Origin of the sequence: Halorubrum halophilum, assembly GCF_000739595.1 — an archaeon.
Taxonomy (GTDB): domain Archaea; phylum Halobacteriota; class Halobacteria; order Halobacteriales; family Haloferacaceae; genus Halorubrum; species Halorubrum halophilum.
The window spans coordinates 1-17,032 of sequence record NZ_BBJP01000033.1; the positions used below are offsets into that span (position 1 = coordinate 1).

13 protein-coding genes are annotated in these 17,032 nt (G+C 67.6%); 4 read left to right on the top strand and 9 right to left on the bottom strand.

Translation table 11 applies throughout. The features are described 5' to 3' along the window. The coding region (locus ACP96_RS11220) for a Fe-Mn family superoxide dismutase (RefSeq protein ID WP_237561640.1) at positions 1-225 on the top strand (225 nt) is incomplete at its 5' end. 134 nt (positions 226-359) lie between these two features. On the opposite strand, the gene ACP96_RS11225 is transcribed toward ACP96_RS11220, so the two are convergent. Continuing rightward, the gene (locus tag ACP96_RS11225) at positions 360-1,352 is read right to left on the bottom strand and encodes an ArsR/SmtB family transcription factor (protein WP_050024997.1); all 993 of its coding nucleotides are present in this window, start codon (positions 1,350-1,352) and stop codon (positions 360-362) included. A gap of 121 nt (positions 1,353-1,473) precedes the next feature. Between ACP96_RS11225 and ACP96_RS11230 the strand changes: the two genes are divergently transcribed. Continuing rightward, positions 1,474-1,893 (top strand): Rieske (2Fe-2S) protein, encoded by a 420-nt coding sequence (locus tag ACP96_RS11230; protein ID WP_050033371.1) that lies wholly within the window; start codon positions 1,474-1,476, stop codon positions 1,891-1,893. A gap of 1 nt (position 1,894) precedes the next feature. Here the strand turns inward: ACP96_RS11230 and ACP96_RS11235 are convergent, their stop codons facing one another. The 5 genes from ACP96_RS11235 to ACP96_RS11255 all read right to left on the bottom strand — a co-directional run bounded on the left by ACP96_RS11235 (position 1,895) and on the right by ACP96_RS11255 (position 9,441). After that, entirely contained in the window at positions 1,895-2,692 is a 798-nt protein-coding gene (locus ACP96_RS11235) for a DUF7856 family protein (RefSeq protein WP_050033372.1), read from the bottom strand. Then, entirely contained in the window at positions 2,689-3,027 is a 339-nt protein-coding gene (locus ACP96_RS11240) for a DUF7855 family protein (RefSeq protein WP_050024995.1), read from the bottom strand. The genes ACP96_RS11235 and ACP96_RS11240 overlap by 4 nt, the downstream gene beginning before the upstream one ends. Before the next feature lie 51 nt (positions 3,028-3,078). Then, positions 3,079-3,387, bottom strand: a complete 309-nt coding sequence (locus ACP96_RS11245; RefSeq protein WP_050024993.1) for a DUF7854 family protein — start codon at positions 3,385-3,387, stop codon at positions 3,079-3,081. Next, positions 3,388-8,997, bottom strand: a complete 5,610-nt coding sequence (locus ACP96_RS11250; protein WP_050033373.1) for an LAGLIDADG family homing endonuclease — start codon at positions 8,995-8,997, stop codon at positions 3,388-3,390. A gap of 81 nt (positions 8,998-9,078) precedes the next feature. Then, the gene (locus tag ACP96_RS11255) at positions 9,079-9,441 is read right to left on the bottom strand and encodes a hypothetical protein (RefSeq protein WP_050024989.1); all 363 of its coding nucleotides are present in this window, start codon (positions 9,439-9,441) and stop codon (positions 9,079-9,081) included. Positions 9,442-9,640: 199 nt separating this feature from the next. Here ACP96_RS11255 and ACP96_RS11260 point away from each other — a divergent pair, with 199 nt between their 5' ends. Then, positions 9,641-11,983, top strand: coding sequence for a DEAD/DEAH box helicase (locus ACP96_RS11260; RefSeq protein WP_050033374.1), 2,343 nt, complete (start codon positions 9,641-9,643; stop codon positions 11,981-11,983). Positions 11,984-12,097: 114 nt separating this feature from the next. Here the strand turns inward: ACP96_RS11260 and ACP96_RS11265 are convergent, their stop codons facing one another. Continuing rightward, positions 12,098-12,391, bottom strand: a complete 294-nt coding sequence (locus tag ACP96_RS11265) for a DUF5789 family protein (protein ID WP_050024986.1) — start codon at positions 12,389-12,391, stop codon at positions 12,098-12,100. A 212-nt stretch (positions 12,392-12,603) separates the two neighbouring features. Here ACP96_RS11265 and ACP96_RS11270 point away from each other — a divergent pair, with 212 nt between their 5' ends. Further along, positions 12,604-13,356: an endonuclease NucS domain-containing protein gene (locus ACP96_RS11270; RefSeq protein ID WP_202593944.1), complete on the top strand. Its 753-nt coding sequence runs from the start codon at positions 12,604-12,606 to the stop codon at positions 13,354-13,356. A 46-nt stretch (positions 13,357-13,402) separates the two neighbouring features. Here the strand turns inward: ACP96_RS11270 and ACP96_RS11275 are convergent, their stop codons facing one another. After that, complete coding sequence (locus ACP96_RS11275; RefSeq protein ID WP_050033375.1) at positions 13,403-14,389, bottom strand: tyrosine--tRNA ligase; 987 nt, start codon at positions 14,387-14,389, stop codon at positions 13,403-13,405. A 98-nt stretch (positions 14,390-14,487) separates the two neighbouring features. Then, positions 14,488-16,545, bottom strand: coding sequence for a DUF460 domain-containing protein (locus ACP96_RS11280; protein ID WP_050033376.1), 2,058 nt, complete (start codon positions 16,543-16,545; stop codon positions 14,488-14,490). Between the last annotated feature and the right edge of the window lie 487 nt (positions 16,546-17,032).

The window sequence follows — 17,032 nt, forward strand, 5'->3', positions numbered from 1 at the left end:
CACTCTACCTACCCCTCAAACCACTTCCCCAACTCCGTTGTCAATAAGCACGACCAGGGCGCGATCTGGGGCGGCCACCCGATCCTCGCACTGGACGTGTGGGAACACTCCTACTACCACGACTACGGCCCGGCCCGCGGCGAGTTCGTCGACAACTTCTTCGAGGTCGTCGACTGGGACGAACCGTCGAGCCGCTACGAGCAGGCCGTCGAGCTCTTCGAGTAACGAACGTCATTCGATCGGCCCCGATTCGGCCGATCGGTCCTGAGGTATTCTACCCTGCCCGCCGGGCCGTTCGGCCCGCCCGACGGGCGCTTTCGTTCCGTGAGCGACCGGTCTATCGGCTCACGGCCGCCGACTCACTCCACTAGCGTCGTCTCCACCACGTTCACCGACTCGTCGACGAGCACCCGTAGCTCGTCGCCGCCGCAGGGGAGCGAGAGGCGAACCCGGAGGGGGCCCTCGGAGACGACCGTCGTCCGCTCGTCGCTCACGCACCAGTCGAACGTCCAGAACGGCTCCGTGTTCAGGTCGACGCCGCGCTCGGAGAAGAACAGCAGCGTCTCGGCGTGGTCCAGCAGGGTCACGCCTACCGTCGATCGCAGTCGGTAGTTACACCGCCCGCAGACGTGTTCGACGGCGACGTCGAGGTCCTCCTCGTCGGGGTCGCGGACGAGCGTCGTCTCGACCGCGCCGGTGCACTCGGGGCAGACCCCGTCCGCGGCCAGACAGTAGTGGTGGCGGACGTAGTGGTGGAACGCCTGCAAGAGCTCGTCGGTCGTGCGGTCGTCGAGCCCGCCGGAGGGGAACGGGTAGCTCACCTGAATCGTGCCGCAGTCGGCACAGCCCACGGTGAGCGTGTCGTCGACGTACCAGCCGTGGAGGTCGCCGTCGCAGTCGTAACACGACCCGTCGACCGGGAAGAACCCGACCTGCGCCCGGTCGGTGAGGGTCCCGGTGAAGATGGCGCTGACGACCTTGCGACCGGGGTACCGGAACTCGTAGCCGTCGTCGCTCCGCTTGACGAAGTGGCCGGTGAGCTGCCGGAGGTGGTAGTTGAAGTTGGCGCTGTCGTCGATATCGACCCGCTCGAAGAGGTCGGTGAAGCTCACCGGCTCCTCGTCGGCGCCGAGTTCGAGGAGGGCGCGGAGGATGTCGACGCGCGTGTCGTTGCCGAGTGTGGCGAACACCTCCGCGGGGAGCACTCGAGACTCCGTGCGGAGGGCGGCCGTCAGGTCGCCGTCGGCGTCGACCTCCGCGGCCGCGTCGGCCTCCGCGGCCGGATCCGTTTCGGTCGCCGCGTCGGCCTCCGTGCCCGCGTCCGCGCCGGCGGTCCGATCGAACTGACTCACACCGGATCCACGCGGCACGATCGGATAAAACCCATCGAACGGGACGAGTCTGCCGGACCGCCCCGATCGAGAGCCGAACCGGGCGGCAGGCTTTTCGACCGGACGCCCCTACGGCGATCCCATGTCGGGCGCCACTGCGATCGTCTACCGCTCCGAGGTTCCGGAGGGAGGTTCGTACCGCTTCACCGCCGAGGACGCCTTCGGGAACGAGACGGAGGTCATCCTCGTCCCGTGCGAGGAGGACCCCGGCGTTAGGGCGTGGGTTAACAACTGCACGCACGAGGACCAGCGCCTCGACGCGGGCCGCGGCGCGGCGATCCGCGACGGCGAGATCATCTGCCCGCGACACGGGTCGATGTTCGACGCCTGCTCCGGCGAGTGCGACAACGGGGAGGCGTCGGGGACCACGCTCCCTGGAGTCGATATCGCGGTCGAGGACGACGCCGTTCTCCTCACCGACGAGCACTACGACTACCTGCACGACGGCGGCGTGAACGACGGCGACGACGGGCCGGGATCGACCTCGCATCTCTCGTTTTAAACTACCGCGGCCGGCCACACGGCCGGACCACCGGCGCGTCGATCACCGACCCCGGCGCTGTGCCGCCGCGGTCGACGATCCACGCGATCGCCTCTGCGCCGAGCGCGACCGGCCCGTCGAGGTCAGCGAGCCTGACCGCTGCCAGCGACGCCGCGAGAGGCGGGCCGTCGTACGCCCCGGGCTCAGTGCCGGCGTCGTCGGGATCGGTGCCCGGAACGACCGCCAACGCGTCGCGGAACGCCGGGTATTCTTCCCGGGCGAGTTCTCGCCGAGCGTCTCGGCGTCGGTTCCGCAGCCGATCCCGGAGTTCGAGGCGTCGCTCGCGGGCGTCGCGGGCGTCGGCGGCTCGCTCGCGGGCGCGCTGTAGCGCCTGCTCGGCGGCGATCCGATCGCTCTGTGCGGCCGACAGCTCCGCGGCCGCCGACTCCAGGTCGCCGAGGGCGTCGTCGGTCTCCGCCTCGATCTCTCGCCGCGCTTGCACGCCCCCCCGGAGGGCCGCGACGCGCTCCTTCAGTCGCTCCTCCTCGCCGCTCGCGTTCGCGACTCGCCGACGAGCCGCGTCGAGGTCGATCGGCTCGACCTCGATCGCCATGATCGCGTCGCGAATCTCGAGCAACTCGTCATCGACCGACGACGACAGCCCGCGCGTCCGAGCCGCCGCCGCGAGCTCGCGCCGGAGGCTCGCTCCCGTCGGCACGCGACCGATCACGGCGGCCGGCTCGGGAGCGGCGTCGAACTCCTCATTCTTAGATACCTCGTCGACGGACTCCCGGTCTCGTCGTCCGTCCGCCCCGCTCACAGTTCGTGGCCCCGCATCGAGTCCGGATCCGGGTGGTCAGTTCCAGCGGCGAACGCGGCGTACGGCGTCGCCTTCGCGTCGCGGTTCGCGTACTCGTTCGCCGCCTCGCGGACCGGCTCGTCGAGCGCGACGAACTCGTTGAACGGCTTCGTGCGCTCGATCTGTACGTCCCCGCCGTGCGACTCGCGCAGCCGGAGCGCCAGGAACGCGGCGTACACCGTCTCGTCGAGCAACGCCGCCCGCCCGAACCGCCGTGCAACCGCCCCTTCGTGGCGGCGACACAGGTTTCGGAGGCCGGTGCGCGCAGCCGCCGAATACGTCACGACCAGCAGCACGAACGCGCCTGATCGGCTCTCGAACTTATCTGTTCCGAACCGATACGCCGATCACACTCGTTCCACGTCGAACTCGGGTACTGAATCGGCTTTTGTACTTGTCATCTCATCCGAACTATCTCCGTCGGACAGCGCGAGTACGCGCTCCCGCGCCGCGGGCGCCGAGGGAGCGACCACGATCGTCCCGTCGATCGGCTCCTCGCCGACCGCGCGGAACACGTCGTCGTCGCCGTCGAACTCGGTGGCGTACGTCCGGAGGACCGCCGCCACGCGCCGCTCGGTGTCGGCGAGGTCGGCGTCGCCGTTTTCGAACGCACGGAGCGCGTCCTCGACGTTCCGTATCGCGGAGATTCGGTCCATCTACGTCGTCCGGAGGTGGCCCTGCTTCGGCTCGTACACTTCGCCCTTCGTGCGGAGCTTCTCGATCTCCCCTTCGGCCTTCCCCGGGTCCATCCCGATCTCGCCGGCGCGGTCGAGCACCTCTTCGACGGGCGCTCCCTCTTGGTACTCCTCCTCGATGTCCGCGATGAGTCCCTTGATGTTCTTGATGCGGTCGCGCTGGCTCTTGGAGGTGCCCGTCTCGACCACGTCGGCGTCGAACTGACCCGTCTCCGGGTCGATGCCGATGTCCTTGAGACACGATTCGACGATGTCGGTGGCGCGGTCGGCGTCCTCGCGCTCGACGGTGTCCGAGAGCCGGAGCCGCGCGCTCGCCTCCGCGAGCCGCACCATCGCCTCCAGCTTCCGAGCGGTGACCGGAACCGGGGCGTCCTCGTCGGCGCCCTTCGAGCGCAGGTCGACGTAGAACTCCTCGATCAGCTCTTTCGCCTCCTCCGTCATCGTCGGGAAACAGGAACGTTTCGCGTGGGCGATGTACTTCCGGAGCAGTTCGGCGTCGATCTCCGGGGCGACCTCCTGGGTCACCTCCGCGACCTGTTCCGGCGTGAACTCCGAACTCGCCAGCTCCTCGCGCTGCGTGTTGATCTCCCCGGCGTAGTTCGTCTTGATGATGTGTTTCGCCAGCCGGGAGTCGTGCTCCGGATCCGGGCTGTCCGTCACCGTGAAGATGAGATCGAACCGCGAGATGAGCGCGGGTTCGAGGTCGATCTGCTCGCCGATCGGCTCGTACTGATCGAACCGGCCGTACTTGGGGTTCGCCGCGCCCAAGAGCGAGCACCGCGCCTTCAGTGTCGCGTTGATCCCCGCCTTCGAGACGGAGATCTTCTGCTGTTCGAGCCCCTCGTGCATCGCGGAGCGGTCAGAGGAGTTGTGGACGACGAGCCCGTTCGCGACGAAGTTGTGCGTCTCCTCGACGGTCAGGTCGTACACCTTCGGCTGCCGTCCGTCCTCGATCCGCGCCAGTATCGACCGCAGTTCCGCCTTCACGGCGTCGACCTCTTCCGCGACGGCCTCGCGCAGATCCCCGAGCCGGTCCGTTTCGACGGCGCCGGACAGCCACCGCGACACGGTCGCCTGAGTCACGTCGAGTCCCGACGCCACGTCTGCCTGACTGACGCCGTAGTCGTCGAGCGCTGTCGACAGTTCGGCCCGCGTCTCGCCGACCGGACCCCGATCGAGAAGCTCGCGAGCGCGCTTTTCGGCCGTCTCCGCCGGTCCCTCGATGACGTCTGCGAGACGCTGTCGGAGCACCTCGCCGCGGTGTTCGGTCGACTCCGGCGGAACGGTTTCGACCGACTCGACGCGGCGCCATTTCACGTCGCCGCGGACGAACTCGCGAAGGTCTCCGAGGTCGGTCTCCGTAACCTCGGTGAGGATCTCTCGGAGTCGCTCAGTTACCGTCCGGCGGACTTCGTCGCCTTCGCCCCAATCGCGGGAGATCTGCTGTTGGGACAACGCGGTTCCGTCCGCGAGTTCGGACTGCGAGACGTGGTATCGGTGTCGCAGTTCCGAGAGCGTCTCCCACATCGGTTCCTCGTCGATCCGAGTCCGGTCCTCAGCGGCCGTCTCCGCTCTGTCCTCGAACGCCGCGAGCACCCGGCGAGCGCGATGGAGCGAGGCGTTCGCAGCCCCGTTCTCGAAGTCGTGGTACGTGCCCGCGTCGAGTCCGCACTCGCTTTGGTGAAGCCGAAGTGACTCGCGATGTCGCGCGAGCACGTCGTCGACCTCCGGGATCACGTCGAGAATCGTCCGGTCGCCGTCGGCGGAATCCACTACACGGTCGAGCGCCGCCGCCTTTCGCGCGGCCGTGAACCCGACGTGCCGCTGGAACGCCGCAAGCGAGTCGGCGTCGGTCACTGTGAGGTAGTACACGTCGCGGCCGCCGTCTCGTTCGCGGTGCTGGAGCTGGCTCGACACGCCGAACCCTAAGAGGAGAGTTCGCGTGCCTCGAAGCAGGTCCCGGCTCGCCGAGGCTATCCGAACGTTGCCAGCCGACTCGTCGACGTGCCCCTCGCTGTCGGCCAGCGCGCGGACGAACGCGGCCTTCGCCGCCCGGCTCCCCGTCGAAACCGCGGTCGGGAAGCACTTCTCGCCGTACCGCCCGAGGTTCATCCCCGCGTCGAGGACGGCGTCCGCGTGCTCCTTCCCTGTGACTTGAACCGTCTCGACGCCGCCGTCGCGCTTCTCGCTCGGCGGACGGGTCGGCTCCGCGTCGAACGCCTCGCGCGCCGCGCGCTCGAAGTCGGACAGCAGTTCGTCGCCGGTGTTCGTGAACCGAACGCCGTAGACGCCCTCGTCGCGGTCGTAGTAGACATTCCCGTCGCCGGAGAGGTACCCGAGAACGCTCGCGGTCGCGGAGTCGACTCCCTCGTCGCCGACGGGGGCAGCGTCCGACCGACCTCCACCGTTCGCGACCGCCGCGCCGCCGTCAGCCGCCTTCGTCGGGATCTCTCGGGGCACGTACACCCAGTCGCCGTCGTCGAGCGCGGCCGCCTCGCGCTCGACGCGCTCCCCGTCGTCGAGGACGAAGAACGGGTGATCGGCCGTCGCACTCAGCGACTCTCCGGTCTCCATCGTCACCCGGGTCAGCTCCGATGGCGCGTCGTACTCGTGGACCGCGGAGACGGGACGCTCGACTAGACGCCCGTCCTCGTCCATCGTCCAGACGTCGAGGTCGACATCGCGGATATGGCGGCCGTTCGAGAGCTCCTCTATCTCGCCGTCCGCGGCGGCCTCCCGCGCCAACTCGTCGATGCGCTCGACGCGCCCGTCCGCGAGCGAGACCAGCGTGTCGCCGGTGACGCAGTCCATCTTGTCCAGCTCGTCGACCGCGGCGATCCCCTTGTCGGCGAGGACGAGCGCGCCGGCCTCGAGCGACCACTGCTGGCCGTCGCCGAAGTCGTCGCGTACCGCCGCTGCGGTGTTGTGTGTCACGACTCCGTTTCCAAGGAAGTTGTGCGTGTCCGGAACCGTGAGATCGAACACCTCTTTCTCGCCGGTGTTCTCGGCGTCGACCACCTCGTCCCAGACGAGATCAGCACTGACAACTTCCTCAACCAGGGGGCCGACATCGCCGAGATTGAGATCGTCGATCATCGAGAGGGTCCGTTCACGACTCGGATCGTCGCCGCGGTTCAGATTCTGCCAGTATCTACCTGCGCCCCCATCGGTACGAGCGAGGGTGTTTCCGATAGGAAGGAGTTCGCCGCGCCGAGGCCCGTCGCGGACAATCCCGTCCAACGCGGTGGACTTAGTCGTCGAGCTGAATCCGACCCGGTCGGCGAACTCGTCGAGTTCCTTCCCGTATATCGCGAGATGCGTTTGGATCGACGTCGACTCGATCTCGTGGCCGTCGGCCCGTTCGTATGTCCCGCGCCAATCACGCTCGCGCGTCCGAGACCGGACGCCGTACGTTTCCAGCATCAGCTGGACCTGTTCGGCGAGTTCGCTACAGACGGTCGAAAACTGAACGCTGGATCCTCCGTTATCGCGCCCACACACGGAGCCGTCAGCATCGAACAGACCCCGTAGGAAGGCGTCGGCGTGTTCGGCGGTTGTGAGGTTCGGATCGAGGGTGATATCGTCTTTCGGCGACTCGACGCCGACGTTGCTGAAGAAACGGGCAACCGTCGCACTGTGAAGTCGAACACAGGGGACACGATCCTCCTGATACTCGATATCGACGGACTTGCCGAACTTCGTCTCGATGATGTCTGCGGCACGTTCCAGCAGCTCCTCGTCGGAGTTCGAGATGCGGACCTGTCCGCGATTTCCGCCTCGTCGGGAACCCATCACGTCACCGTCGCCGAAGACGAGGCCGATCAAGTACATCAGATCCGCGTCAAACTCATCGGGTATCGTAATTCCGCCGCCATGGCGGAGCATCACACGATCGATGACGATGTCATCGAGATCCGCTCCGATCGCCGTGAGAACCGTATCTAATTTACTAAGTGGAATATGCCGGTTCGAGAGCGTGTCGTACACGAAGTCTTCCGAGAGGCCGAGTTCGGCTGCAGCATCGCGGAGCGTTCCGAACTCTTCGGCGAGTCCGGAGCGGAGGTACTCGACCGATCCGTCGGTCGGCTTGATCTTCTCCTCCGTGAATTCGACGTACTCACGGACTGGTGGGGACGAGCGATCGATGTCGGTGTACTTCGGTACTCCGACGTGGTCGCCAGCGTCGACGTCCGAGATCGACTTCCACTCGATCCCGTTCTCACCGCAGACGAGGACGGGCGTGTTGACAGATGCTTCAAGATCCTTTCCGTGCGCGGTCTCGATCCGCCGACACGGCTTCTCCGGCATCCGCCAGACGTGGGAGCTCTCGGTGAGGTCGATCCTCCCAGACGCTCGATCGAAGGTGTAGAGATCGTGTTTCGCGTCAGCACTCGTCTCGGAATCGACCGGTTCCGGATGGTACTCTGTCGCGATCTCACGGATCGGAACGAACCCGTTCGAAGTGTGTATCTTCGTGTCTCCGGTGACACACAGACCCGCTGCAGATGACCCTTTACCGGACGTATAAACTGATCTAGGTGCAATATTCTCTACATAACTGATCATTTGACTTTTTCCAGTACCCGGATCCCCGATCAGGAGCATATGCAGGTCTCCCCGAATCCGCGATCCGTCGGGGAGGTGCTTCGTGACGCCGGAGAAGAGCTGGAGGATCATCGCGAGCTTCTCCTCCTCGTAGCCGTAGATCGCGGGCGCGATGGAGTCGACCATCGCGTCGTAGATGTCGTCGCGGTTGGAGAGCTCGATGATCTCGCGTTTGTCCGCCTCGGTGATGTCCATGTCCTCGAACTCCTCGTCCTCGATGGCGATGGAGACGCCGTCCATGTACAGGTCGAAAATGGCGGACTTCTCGTTGCCCTGCTCGACCTGCTCGATGTGGAGGACTCCGACGCAGGTGACGTGGTCGCCGGGGCTCACCTTCCCGGTGATGTCGTCGACAATGTCGACGTCGATATTCTGGGGCGTCTCGCCGCCGCGGAGCCCCTCGGGTGACTCCTGGATGCGGAGCTTCTGGGAGTCGATGAACTCCGACTGGTCGAAGTTGACGCGGAAGGGGCCCTGTCGCTCGCAGCCCTGACACTCGTGGGGCTCCTGAAAGCCGCCGTCGCTCTGGGGGATGTACGTCATCGTGCCGCAGCGCTGGCACTCGAAGGCGGCCTCGGTCACCTTCGGGCGCACGTCGGTCGCCTTGCGGACGATGCCCTTGATCGAGACAAGCTTGCCGATGTGATCGTCGTGGACGCGGATTCCCCGGATGTCGATGCTCTCGGGGAGGTTCTCGATCCGGACGTGCGCGCGCCCGAGACTGACGTCCGCGGGGAGGTCGTAGAGCCGCAGCGCCTCCTCGGCGTACTCGCGCATCTGCTCCGGCTTCGTACGGAAGTCCTCGGCGAGGTCACGGTCGAACTGGTAGAGGTCGTCGTACTCGACGTACAGCGAGCGCTGTTCGTTGGGGTATCGCTGCGCAAGCTGTCCGATCTCCTCACGGTAGTAGTTACGGTAGAACTGAATGAACCGCTCCGTGAGGTCCTGATTCCCGGCCTGAGCCATTACGAAACCACTTCGTCGCCACCACGTATGAACCTCATGCTCGGAGCGGAGGTGATCGACTTCGGGCGACTCGGTGCCGCGTCAGGCCTTCCCCACGTACGTCGCGTCCGCGGACGTGCGTCCCTCGTTAAACGAGAGGACCTTCGCGCGGATCACGTCGCCTTTCCCCACGTCGCCGGGGATGTCCTCGGTGAAGAGGACGAACCCCTCGACCTTGCCGACGGCGACTTCCTCGCCCGAGTGGTGGTCGGTGAGCTCGGTGACGCCGAACTCGTACGTCTCTCCGAGAGCGACCGGCGGGTCGCGCTCCTGGGCGGCGTCGTGGGCGCGCTTCGACTCACGCGCGTCCGACGAGGGGGCGCGCAGGCGACGGACGACGACCAGCAGGACGAGCAGGACGATCACGGCGGCGGCACCGATGACGACCGGCGACGACGGTAACATACCGGGCGGTCGACCCGCGGTCACGTAAACGTCCGGGGTTGGCGGCGCGGTTCGGGGCCACCGGCGCCGTTCCGGGCCGCCCGCACCGACTGCGAGCGCGCCGGCCGCATGAGAAACGCCTTTGCTCTCGAAGCCCCCGGTTCGACGTGATGCGAACGTCTCTCGGTCGCCGTCGAGTCACCCACGGGCGTGGTCCGCCGTGAAGGTCGCGGACGCGGTGCCGGAGTTCGCCGACGCCTTCGGGTTCGAGGAGTTCAACCGGATGCAACGCGAGGCGCTCCCGGGGATCATGGAGACTGACCACAACGTGGTCGCGTCGGCGCCGACGGCCTCCGGGAAGACGGCGCTGGCCGAGCTCGCGATCTGTAAGACCCTCTCGGAGGGCGGCACCGCCCTCTTCGTCGCGCCGCTCCGCGCGCTCACCAACGAGAAGGAGAGCGAGTGGGAGCGGTTCGAGGAGCTCGGCTACTCTGTGTACGTTGTCTCCGGCGAGCGCGACCTGAACCCCCGCCGCGCCGAGCGCGCGGACGTGCTCGTGACGACCCCCGAGAAGGCCGACAGCGCGACGCGCAAGCACGACTCCGGGCGCTACTCCTTCATCACCGACGTGGACTGCGTCGTCATCGACGAGGTCCACCTCCTTGACTCGGAGAAGCGCGGCGCGGTGCTCGAAGTCACCGTCTCGCGGCTCCGCCGCCTGCAGGACCCCCGCGTCGTCGCGCTCTCGGCGACGATGCCGAACATCGCGGACGTCGCCGAGTGGCTCGACGCGCCCGCGGAGACGACCTACGCGTTCGGCGAGGAGTACCGCCCCGTCGATCTGGAAACGGGCGTGAAGACGTACTCGCACGGCTCGAACGCCTTCGCCGACAAGTACCGGCGGCTCTACCGCGCGCTCGACCTGGCCGAGCCCCACGTGCGCGAGGACGGGCAGGCGCTCGTGTTCGTCTCCTCGCGGCAGGACACGGTGCAGGCCGCGAAGAAGGCGCGCGACGAGATCACCGACCGCGACATTCCAATCGACTCGCGAGACGACTACGACTTCCACAACGAGGCGAAGGAGCTCACCAACGACACCCTCCGCCAGTCGGTCACCGACGGCGTCGGCTTCCACCACGCGGGGCTCGGGAAGGAGGACCGCGACCGCGTCGAGGAGTGGTTCAAGCAGGGGAAGATCAAGTTCCTCTTCTCGACCTCCACGCTCGCGTGGGGAGTGAACCTCCCGGCGCGGTGCGTCGTCATCCGCGACACGAAGTACCACGACCCGCTGGAGGGCGAGACCGACATCTCGCCGCTCGACGTGCTCCAGATGCTCGGGCGCGCGGGCCGCCCCGGCTACGACGACGTGGGGTACGGCTGGGTGGTCTGCGACCGCGCGGACGCCGACAAGTACCGCGAACTGCTGAAGGAGGGCAAGGAGATCGAGTCCCGGCTCGCCGCAGAACTCGAGTCCCACCTCAACGCCGAGATCGCGATGGGGACGATCCGCGGGCTCGAAGACGTGATGGAGTGGCTGGAGACCACCTTCTACTACGTCCGCGCCGAGTCGAAGCCGGACGAGTACGAGTTCGCCACCCTCCGCGACCGCGTCCGCGACACCCTCAAATCGCTCGTCGACGACGGGTTCGTCGCTGCCGACGACGACCTCGCGATCGAGCCGACCGGGCTCGGGCGGCTCGCTTCGAAGTACTACCTCCGTTTAGACACGGCCCGCCGTTTCCGGCGGCTCGCCGACCGGGAGACGCTGACGGTCGACTCGGTGTTAGAGACTGTCGCGTCGGCCGGCGAGTTCGACTCGGTCTCGGCGCGCTCGGCCGAGTCGGACGCGATCGACCGGATCCTCGACGGCCGCGACACCGACCTGGAGGACGGCCACCGGAAGGTGTTCGCCATCCTGCTCGCCGGGATGACCGACTCGATCCCCTCGGACCTGCGCTCGGACGCGTGGGTGATCCGACAGAACGCGCTCCGCCTGCTCGCCGCGCTCTCGGAGTTCCTCGACCGGTTCGCCGGCCCCCGCGCCGCCAACCTCGCGTGCCGGGTCGAGGCGCGCGTCGAGCATGGCGTCTCCCGCGAGGCTGTCGCGCTCACCGCGATCGACGGGGTCGGTTCCGGCCGCGCCGAGCGGCTCGCGGACGCCGGACTCACCTCCCCCGCCGCCGTCGTCGACGCCGGCGCGAGCGAACTCGAAAACGCCGGCATGAGCGGCTCCGTCGCCGAGCGCATCGTCGACGCCGCGCGGGACTGTCCCCGGATCGACGTGGATTGGGGCGACTTCCCCGACGCGATCGCGGTCGGCGAGAACGAGATGTGCGAGGTCGCTGTGACCGCCGTCTCCGGGAGCGCCCGCGCGGGAATCCGGGTCACCGTCAACGACGTGGAGATGACCACGACGACGACGTACCTCGACGGGGAGACGACGGTCCCGGTCGGTGTGTTCGGGCCGCCGGACGCCGACGAGCTGGAGTTCGTCGTCGAGGTCGTCTTCCCGGACCTCCCGCTGATGCCGGTCCGGGCCACGCGGACGGTTCGGGTGGAGTAGAGGCGTCGGCTTCGTTGAACTCCGGCGGATGATACCTCTTGGCCCGGCCGCGCTCGACACGAAACACGCAACTCCGCCGGAGTGGTTCCGCCTCCCGACGACCGGGATCGATCGTCAGAACGAGACCGTAGAGTCGTCCTCTCCGGCTTCGAACGACGTGCTGCCTCGGTCGTCGTAGTATTTGCGTCCGATGAACGTCTCGTCGAGGTTGCCGACGATCGCGGCGTAAAGCGCGTCCGAAGTCGGGTAACTCTCTTCGCCGACCGAGTCCAAGATCTCCTGAACGGTCACCGAGCCCCCGGACGGGGACGTTACTTCGACGGCACCGATCTGTTCGACGACCGCTGTGTGTGTCGCTGGGAAGTCGAGCGACTGATCGGCGATCTGCTTCGTATCTGTGTATTCCATATCAAGTAACTGTGAACCGACGTTTCGGTTTCCGCGTTCCTCTAGGCGACGAACACGAATCAACCCCGTCAGTTTTCACGTAAGACTGAATTTTGATTAAGTGAGTTACACACTTGCGACAGCCTCGCCAGACACGGTTTCCGACACCCGCTTCCATTCCGGATAAACCCTCGCTCCGACCGCTTAACACCGATACCGCGGCCACCCGTCGTATGCCCGAACGACTCCGCGTGTTCGCAGGCGACTGCCGAGTGACCGAACGCGGCGACCGCTCCCGTATCCACCGCGGGCGCGTCGTCGTCCTGATCAAGCCCGACGACACCACGCTCGTCCACGACGCCGACGGCTACCAGCCGGTCGCGTGGCTCACCCGTCCCGACTCGGTCGTCGTCGAGGGCGACGGCGACGGGTTCTCGATCACCGCCCGCGACGGCACCCGCCGGCTCCGGATCGTCGCCGAGGAGGCGACCGCGAGCCGCGCGCTGCCGGTCACCGAGGCCGGCCTCCCGGTCGGCACCTGCCCGGAGGACGGCGGGGTGCTTGTGCGCTCGCGCGGCGACGTGGCCTGTCTCGATTGCGAGGAGCGGTGGGGGCTCCCCGCGGGCGCGAGCGTCACCGACGGGGTCTGCGAGGACTGCGGACTCCCGAAGATCCGAGTCGAGCGTGGCGAGCCGTTCCACCTCTGTCTCGACCCCGCGTGCGACCCGATGGAGGCGGCCGTCAGCGACCGGTTCGACCGCGTCTGGGAGTGCCCGGAGTGTGACGGCGACCTCACCGTCGAGTTCGCGCCGGGGCGCGTCTACCTCGCCTGCGAGAACCGTCCGGACTGTGAGACCACCTTCTCCATCCCCTCCGGCGTCGTCGTCGACGAGTGCGACTGCGGGCTCCCGGTGTTCGAGACGGCCGCCGGCCACGGCTGTCTGGACGGGAGCTGTGAGTACGAGGGGCACACGGAGAGCGAGTAGCGATCGCGAGGGGAAGCGACGGGAAAACCGACCGAACCGAAGCAGCCTACTCCGCGAGCTGCTCGCGGCCCGGCGCGATCAGCCGGTCGAGGTATTCCGCGAGCGCGCCCTTCGCGTCGGCGGGGTGGAGCTCGCTGGACTCCAGGTCGGCCTCTAGCGCGTCGTACGTCTCGTACTCGAGATCGCCGCCGTACTCCTCGGGTCGCTCGACGACAACGGCGTCGAACCGCGGGAACACGTGGTACTCGAACACCTGCAGGACGGGGTTCTCCCGCGCCTCGCCGTCGTCGGTCGGCTCGGGGTCGGCCGTCGGCGGGCAGTACGCGTCGTTCACCTTGGACTCGATGTCGTCGCGGGAGTCCTCCATCGAGATGGTGACGCCTTCGCTTGAGGACATCTTCCCGCGGCCGGTACCCAGATCGGCGATGAGCGGGGTGTGGAGGCTCGTCGGCGGCTCGCGGTCGATACTCGGGAGCACGTCGCGCGCGAGCATGTGGACCTTGCGCTGCTCCATCCCGCCGACCGCCAGGTCGACGCCGAGGTACGGGATGTCGAGCGCCTGCATCAGGGGGTACACCGCCTGTGACACCTTCACCGAGTCGCCGGAGGTGATCTCGGCCATCGCGCGCTCGGCCCGCGCGAGCGTCGTCTCCAGTTCCAGCGAGTGGAGGTCAAGGGTGTAGTCGTCGTCGAGCTGGAAGTCGGAGCCGAGCACGAACTGGGTGTTCGACTCGTCGAGCCCGTACGCGATGAACTGGTCGCGCATGCGCTCGGCGGTGTGGCGGATGTCCTCGAACGACCCCTTGTCGTTGAGGTAGGCGTGCACGTCGGCCAGCAGGACCGTCACCTCGAACCCGGCCTCCTGGAGGTCGATCAGCTTGTTCGCGGTGAGCATGTGCCCGATGTGGAGGACCCCCGAGGGCTCGTAGCCGACGTACGCCCGCTTCCCGTCGGGGTCGTCGGCCAGCGCCTCGATCTCCTCCTCGGTGACCACCTCGGCCGCGTTCCGGGTGATCCGCTCGTAAGCGTCCATACGAACGACTGTGCGGTTGTCGGTCATATGACTTCTGGATGCGTGCGGACGCGTGGCGAACAGGTGGCGAGAGAGCGCGCCTGCCGAGCGATCCGGACCTACTCCTCGGTCTCCGGCAGCGTCCGTCCCGCCCGATGCTCCGAGATGATCCGGTCGAGGTGCTCCTGCTTCTCGTCTTTCCGCCGCCGTTCGGCCCGACGCTCCCAGTCGTCGAGGGCCGCGGCCACGGCCTCCTCGCTCGCGACCGCCAGCTCGTCGACCTCGCGGACCGGGACCGCGTCGGCCGGGACGACGGGCACGTCGTGGTCGAACAGCACCTGATCGGCCACGTCGGAGAGGTTCCCGTCGCGGATCACGGCGCGCGGATCGGTCTCCGCCAGCCGCTCGGCGGTCCGGCGGCCCGCGCCGGAGGCGTCCCGGAGGTAGACCACGTCGCCGGCGACGAGGCCGTACTCCTCGTCGGCGGCCTCGATCGCGTCGAGCGTGAACTGCTCGACGATCTTCACGCTGGCGAGTCCCTGGTCCGCGGCCACGTCGTCGAAGTTCGAGTGGTCGAGCCGCCACAGCTCCTTCAGCGTCTCCACCTTCTTCTCCAGCTCCGCGACCCGTTCTTGGGCCTCGTCGCGCTCGCGCTCCAGCCGGTCCGTCTCGCGTTCGAGCCGCGAGACGGCGCGCCGGCTGCGCGCCTCGATCCGCTCCTCGCGTTTCGCCTCCTCCAGTTCGCCCTCTAGCTCCGAAATCTTCTCGTCGCGCTCGGCGAGGTCCCCTTCGAGCGACTCCGCGTGCGACTCCAGCCGGTCGACGCGCTCGCGGAGCCGCCGGATCGTCTCCTCCTCCTCGGTGCGCTCGGGCTCGGTGGGGTCCGCCTCGTCGGCGTCTCCGTCGCCGCTCCCGCCGCCACCCCCGTTCCCGTCGTCCTCGCTCAGCTCAGCGATGACGGACTCCACGGTGGCGCCGCCGGCGACGACGCCCGCGATCACCGCCTCGCGGTCGAGCCGGGGCGGGGTCTTCGCCGCGATGCGCTCGAACTGGTCCTCGTGGTCGTCGTAGGCGTACAGCGCGGCCGCCAGCGCGTCGCGCTCGTGGTCGTTCTGGTAGTTGGTCTCGCGCGTCCGGTGGAGTTTCTCGTCGACGGGGAGGTCGGTCGTGGGGCGCCATCCGGCGGCGTCGAACGAGCGCCGGAACTTCTCGACGGTCTCCGGCATCGGCTCCACGTCGGCGGCGACGATGATCGGCCGGCCCTGCTCGATGATCCACTCGGTCACGTCGGCGGTGTCGGCGGTCCGCGAGGAGTAGAGCGCGTGGACGGTGCCGTCGAGCCCGACGACGGCCGCCGCGGTCGTCGTCCCCGGATCGATCCCGACGATCACCCGGTCGCGCCGCTGCACGAGCGGCTCGTACTCGATTCCGTCGCGGCGCTCGCGCTCGACCTCAACGCGCACGTCGCCGGCCCGCGAGTTCGACACGGGGATGTCCTCGGGGCGCGCCTCGACCGTGAACGTCGCGTTCGCGTAGCCGCCGTACTTCTCGGTCACGTCGCGCTCGAAGTCGAGGTTCGCCTCCTTCAGCTTCGACTGGACCTGTCGCGTCCGCTTCCGGACGTTCCCGTGTATGCGCCGGGTGTAGCGGTCCTGACTCCATCCGCCCTTTCCGGTCGAGCGCCCGCGGGACACCTTCACTCGCGTCTCGTCGGTGAAGGCGGTCACCTCGTGGCCGACGTTGGCGGCCGCGAGCCGGGCCGACGCCTCCGCCTCCTTCATCGGCTCCTTGCCGTACGGGATCCCGTGGCGAGAGGCGACCCGCGAGAGCGGCTCCGGGCGCTCCGCGCCGGTCACCTGCACCAGTCGGGTGCCGTCGGGGAGCGACCGGAGGAAGCCGACGAGTTCGTTCTTGTCCGCCGCCAGCTCGTAGGCGTTGTCGGTGGCGACATAGAGGGGTTCACGGTCGTCGATCAGCCGGCAGAGCTTCCGGAACGACACCACGTCGCGGGTTACCCGCGCCATCGGGCCGTCCGCGTCCGGCGCGTCCGGGTCGTCCTCGTCGACGGGGTCCAAGATCACGAGGGCGTAGGAGGGGTCGTCGCCGCGAACGTCGCCGCTGTGCACGTCGACGCCGAACACCGGCCGGTCGCGGGCGCGGATGGTCCGGGTTGTCACGTATTCACGTAGGCCGCTGGCGCGTATATACCCCACGCCGGGGGTGACGGTTTCGACACGGGATTCGACTCGGTAGCTCCGTGGGGATCCGACTTTTGACCGATTGCGAGAGTGGGTGTTGCAGATCGATGGCGACGAGACGGTATTTAAAAAGACGTGAGCGACGGCGACGAACGGTTATAAATGAACGAGGCGGTGGCGCGCCCCGGTGAGCGGCCCTTCGGGCCGCGAACCGCCGGTGAGAGGGAGTCAGTCGCCCGGAGCAACGCGGAGGGCGACTGACGAGGCTGGGGAGGCGTGAGGCTGTGCGGTTGCGGTGCGGCTGGGGCTTTGGAGGTCTTCACCGTGCTGTCTGAGACTTATAAACAGCCGATAGCAACGCCACTCGATCGCTTATAAACAACCGTTTCACAAATTCGTTATACCTACTCCCACCATCGCTCGCGGAGATATCCGTACTGACCGCGCCCGGGACAGAGCGCGTCTC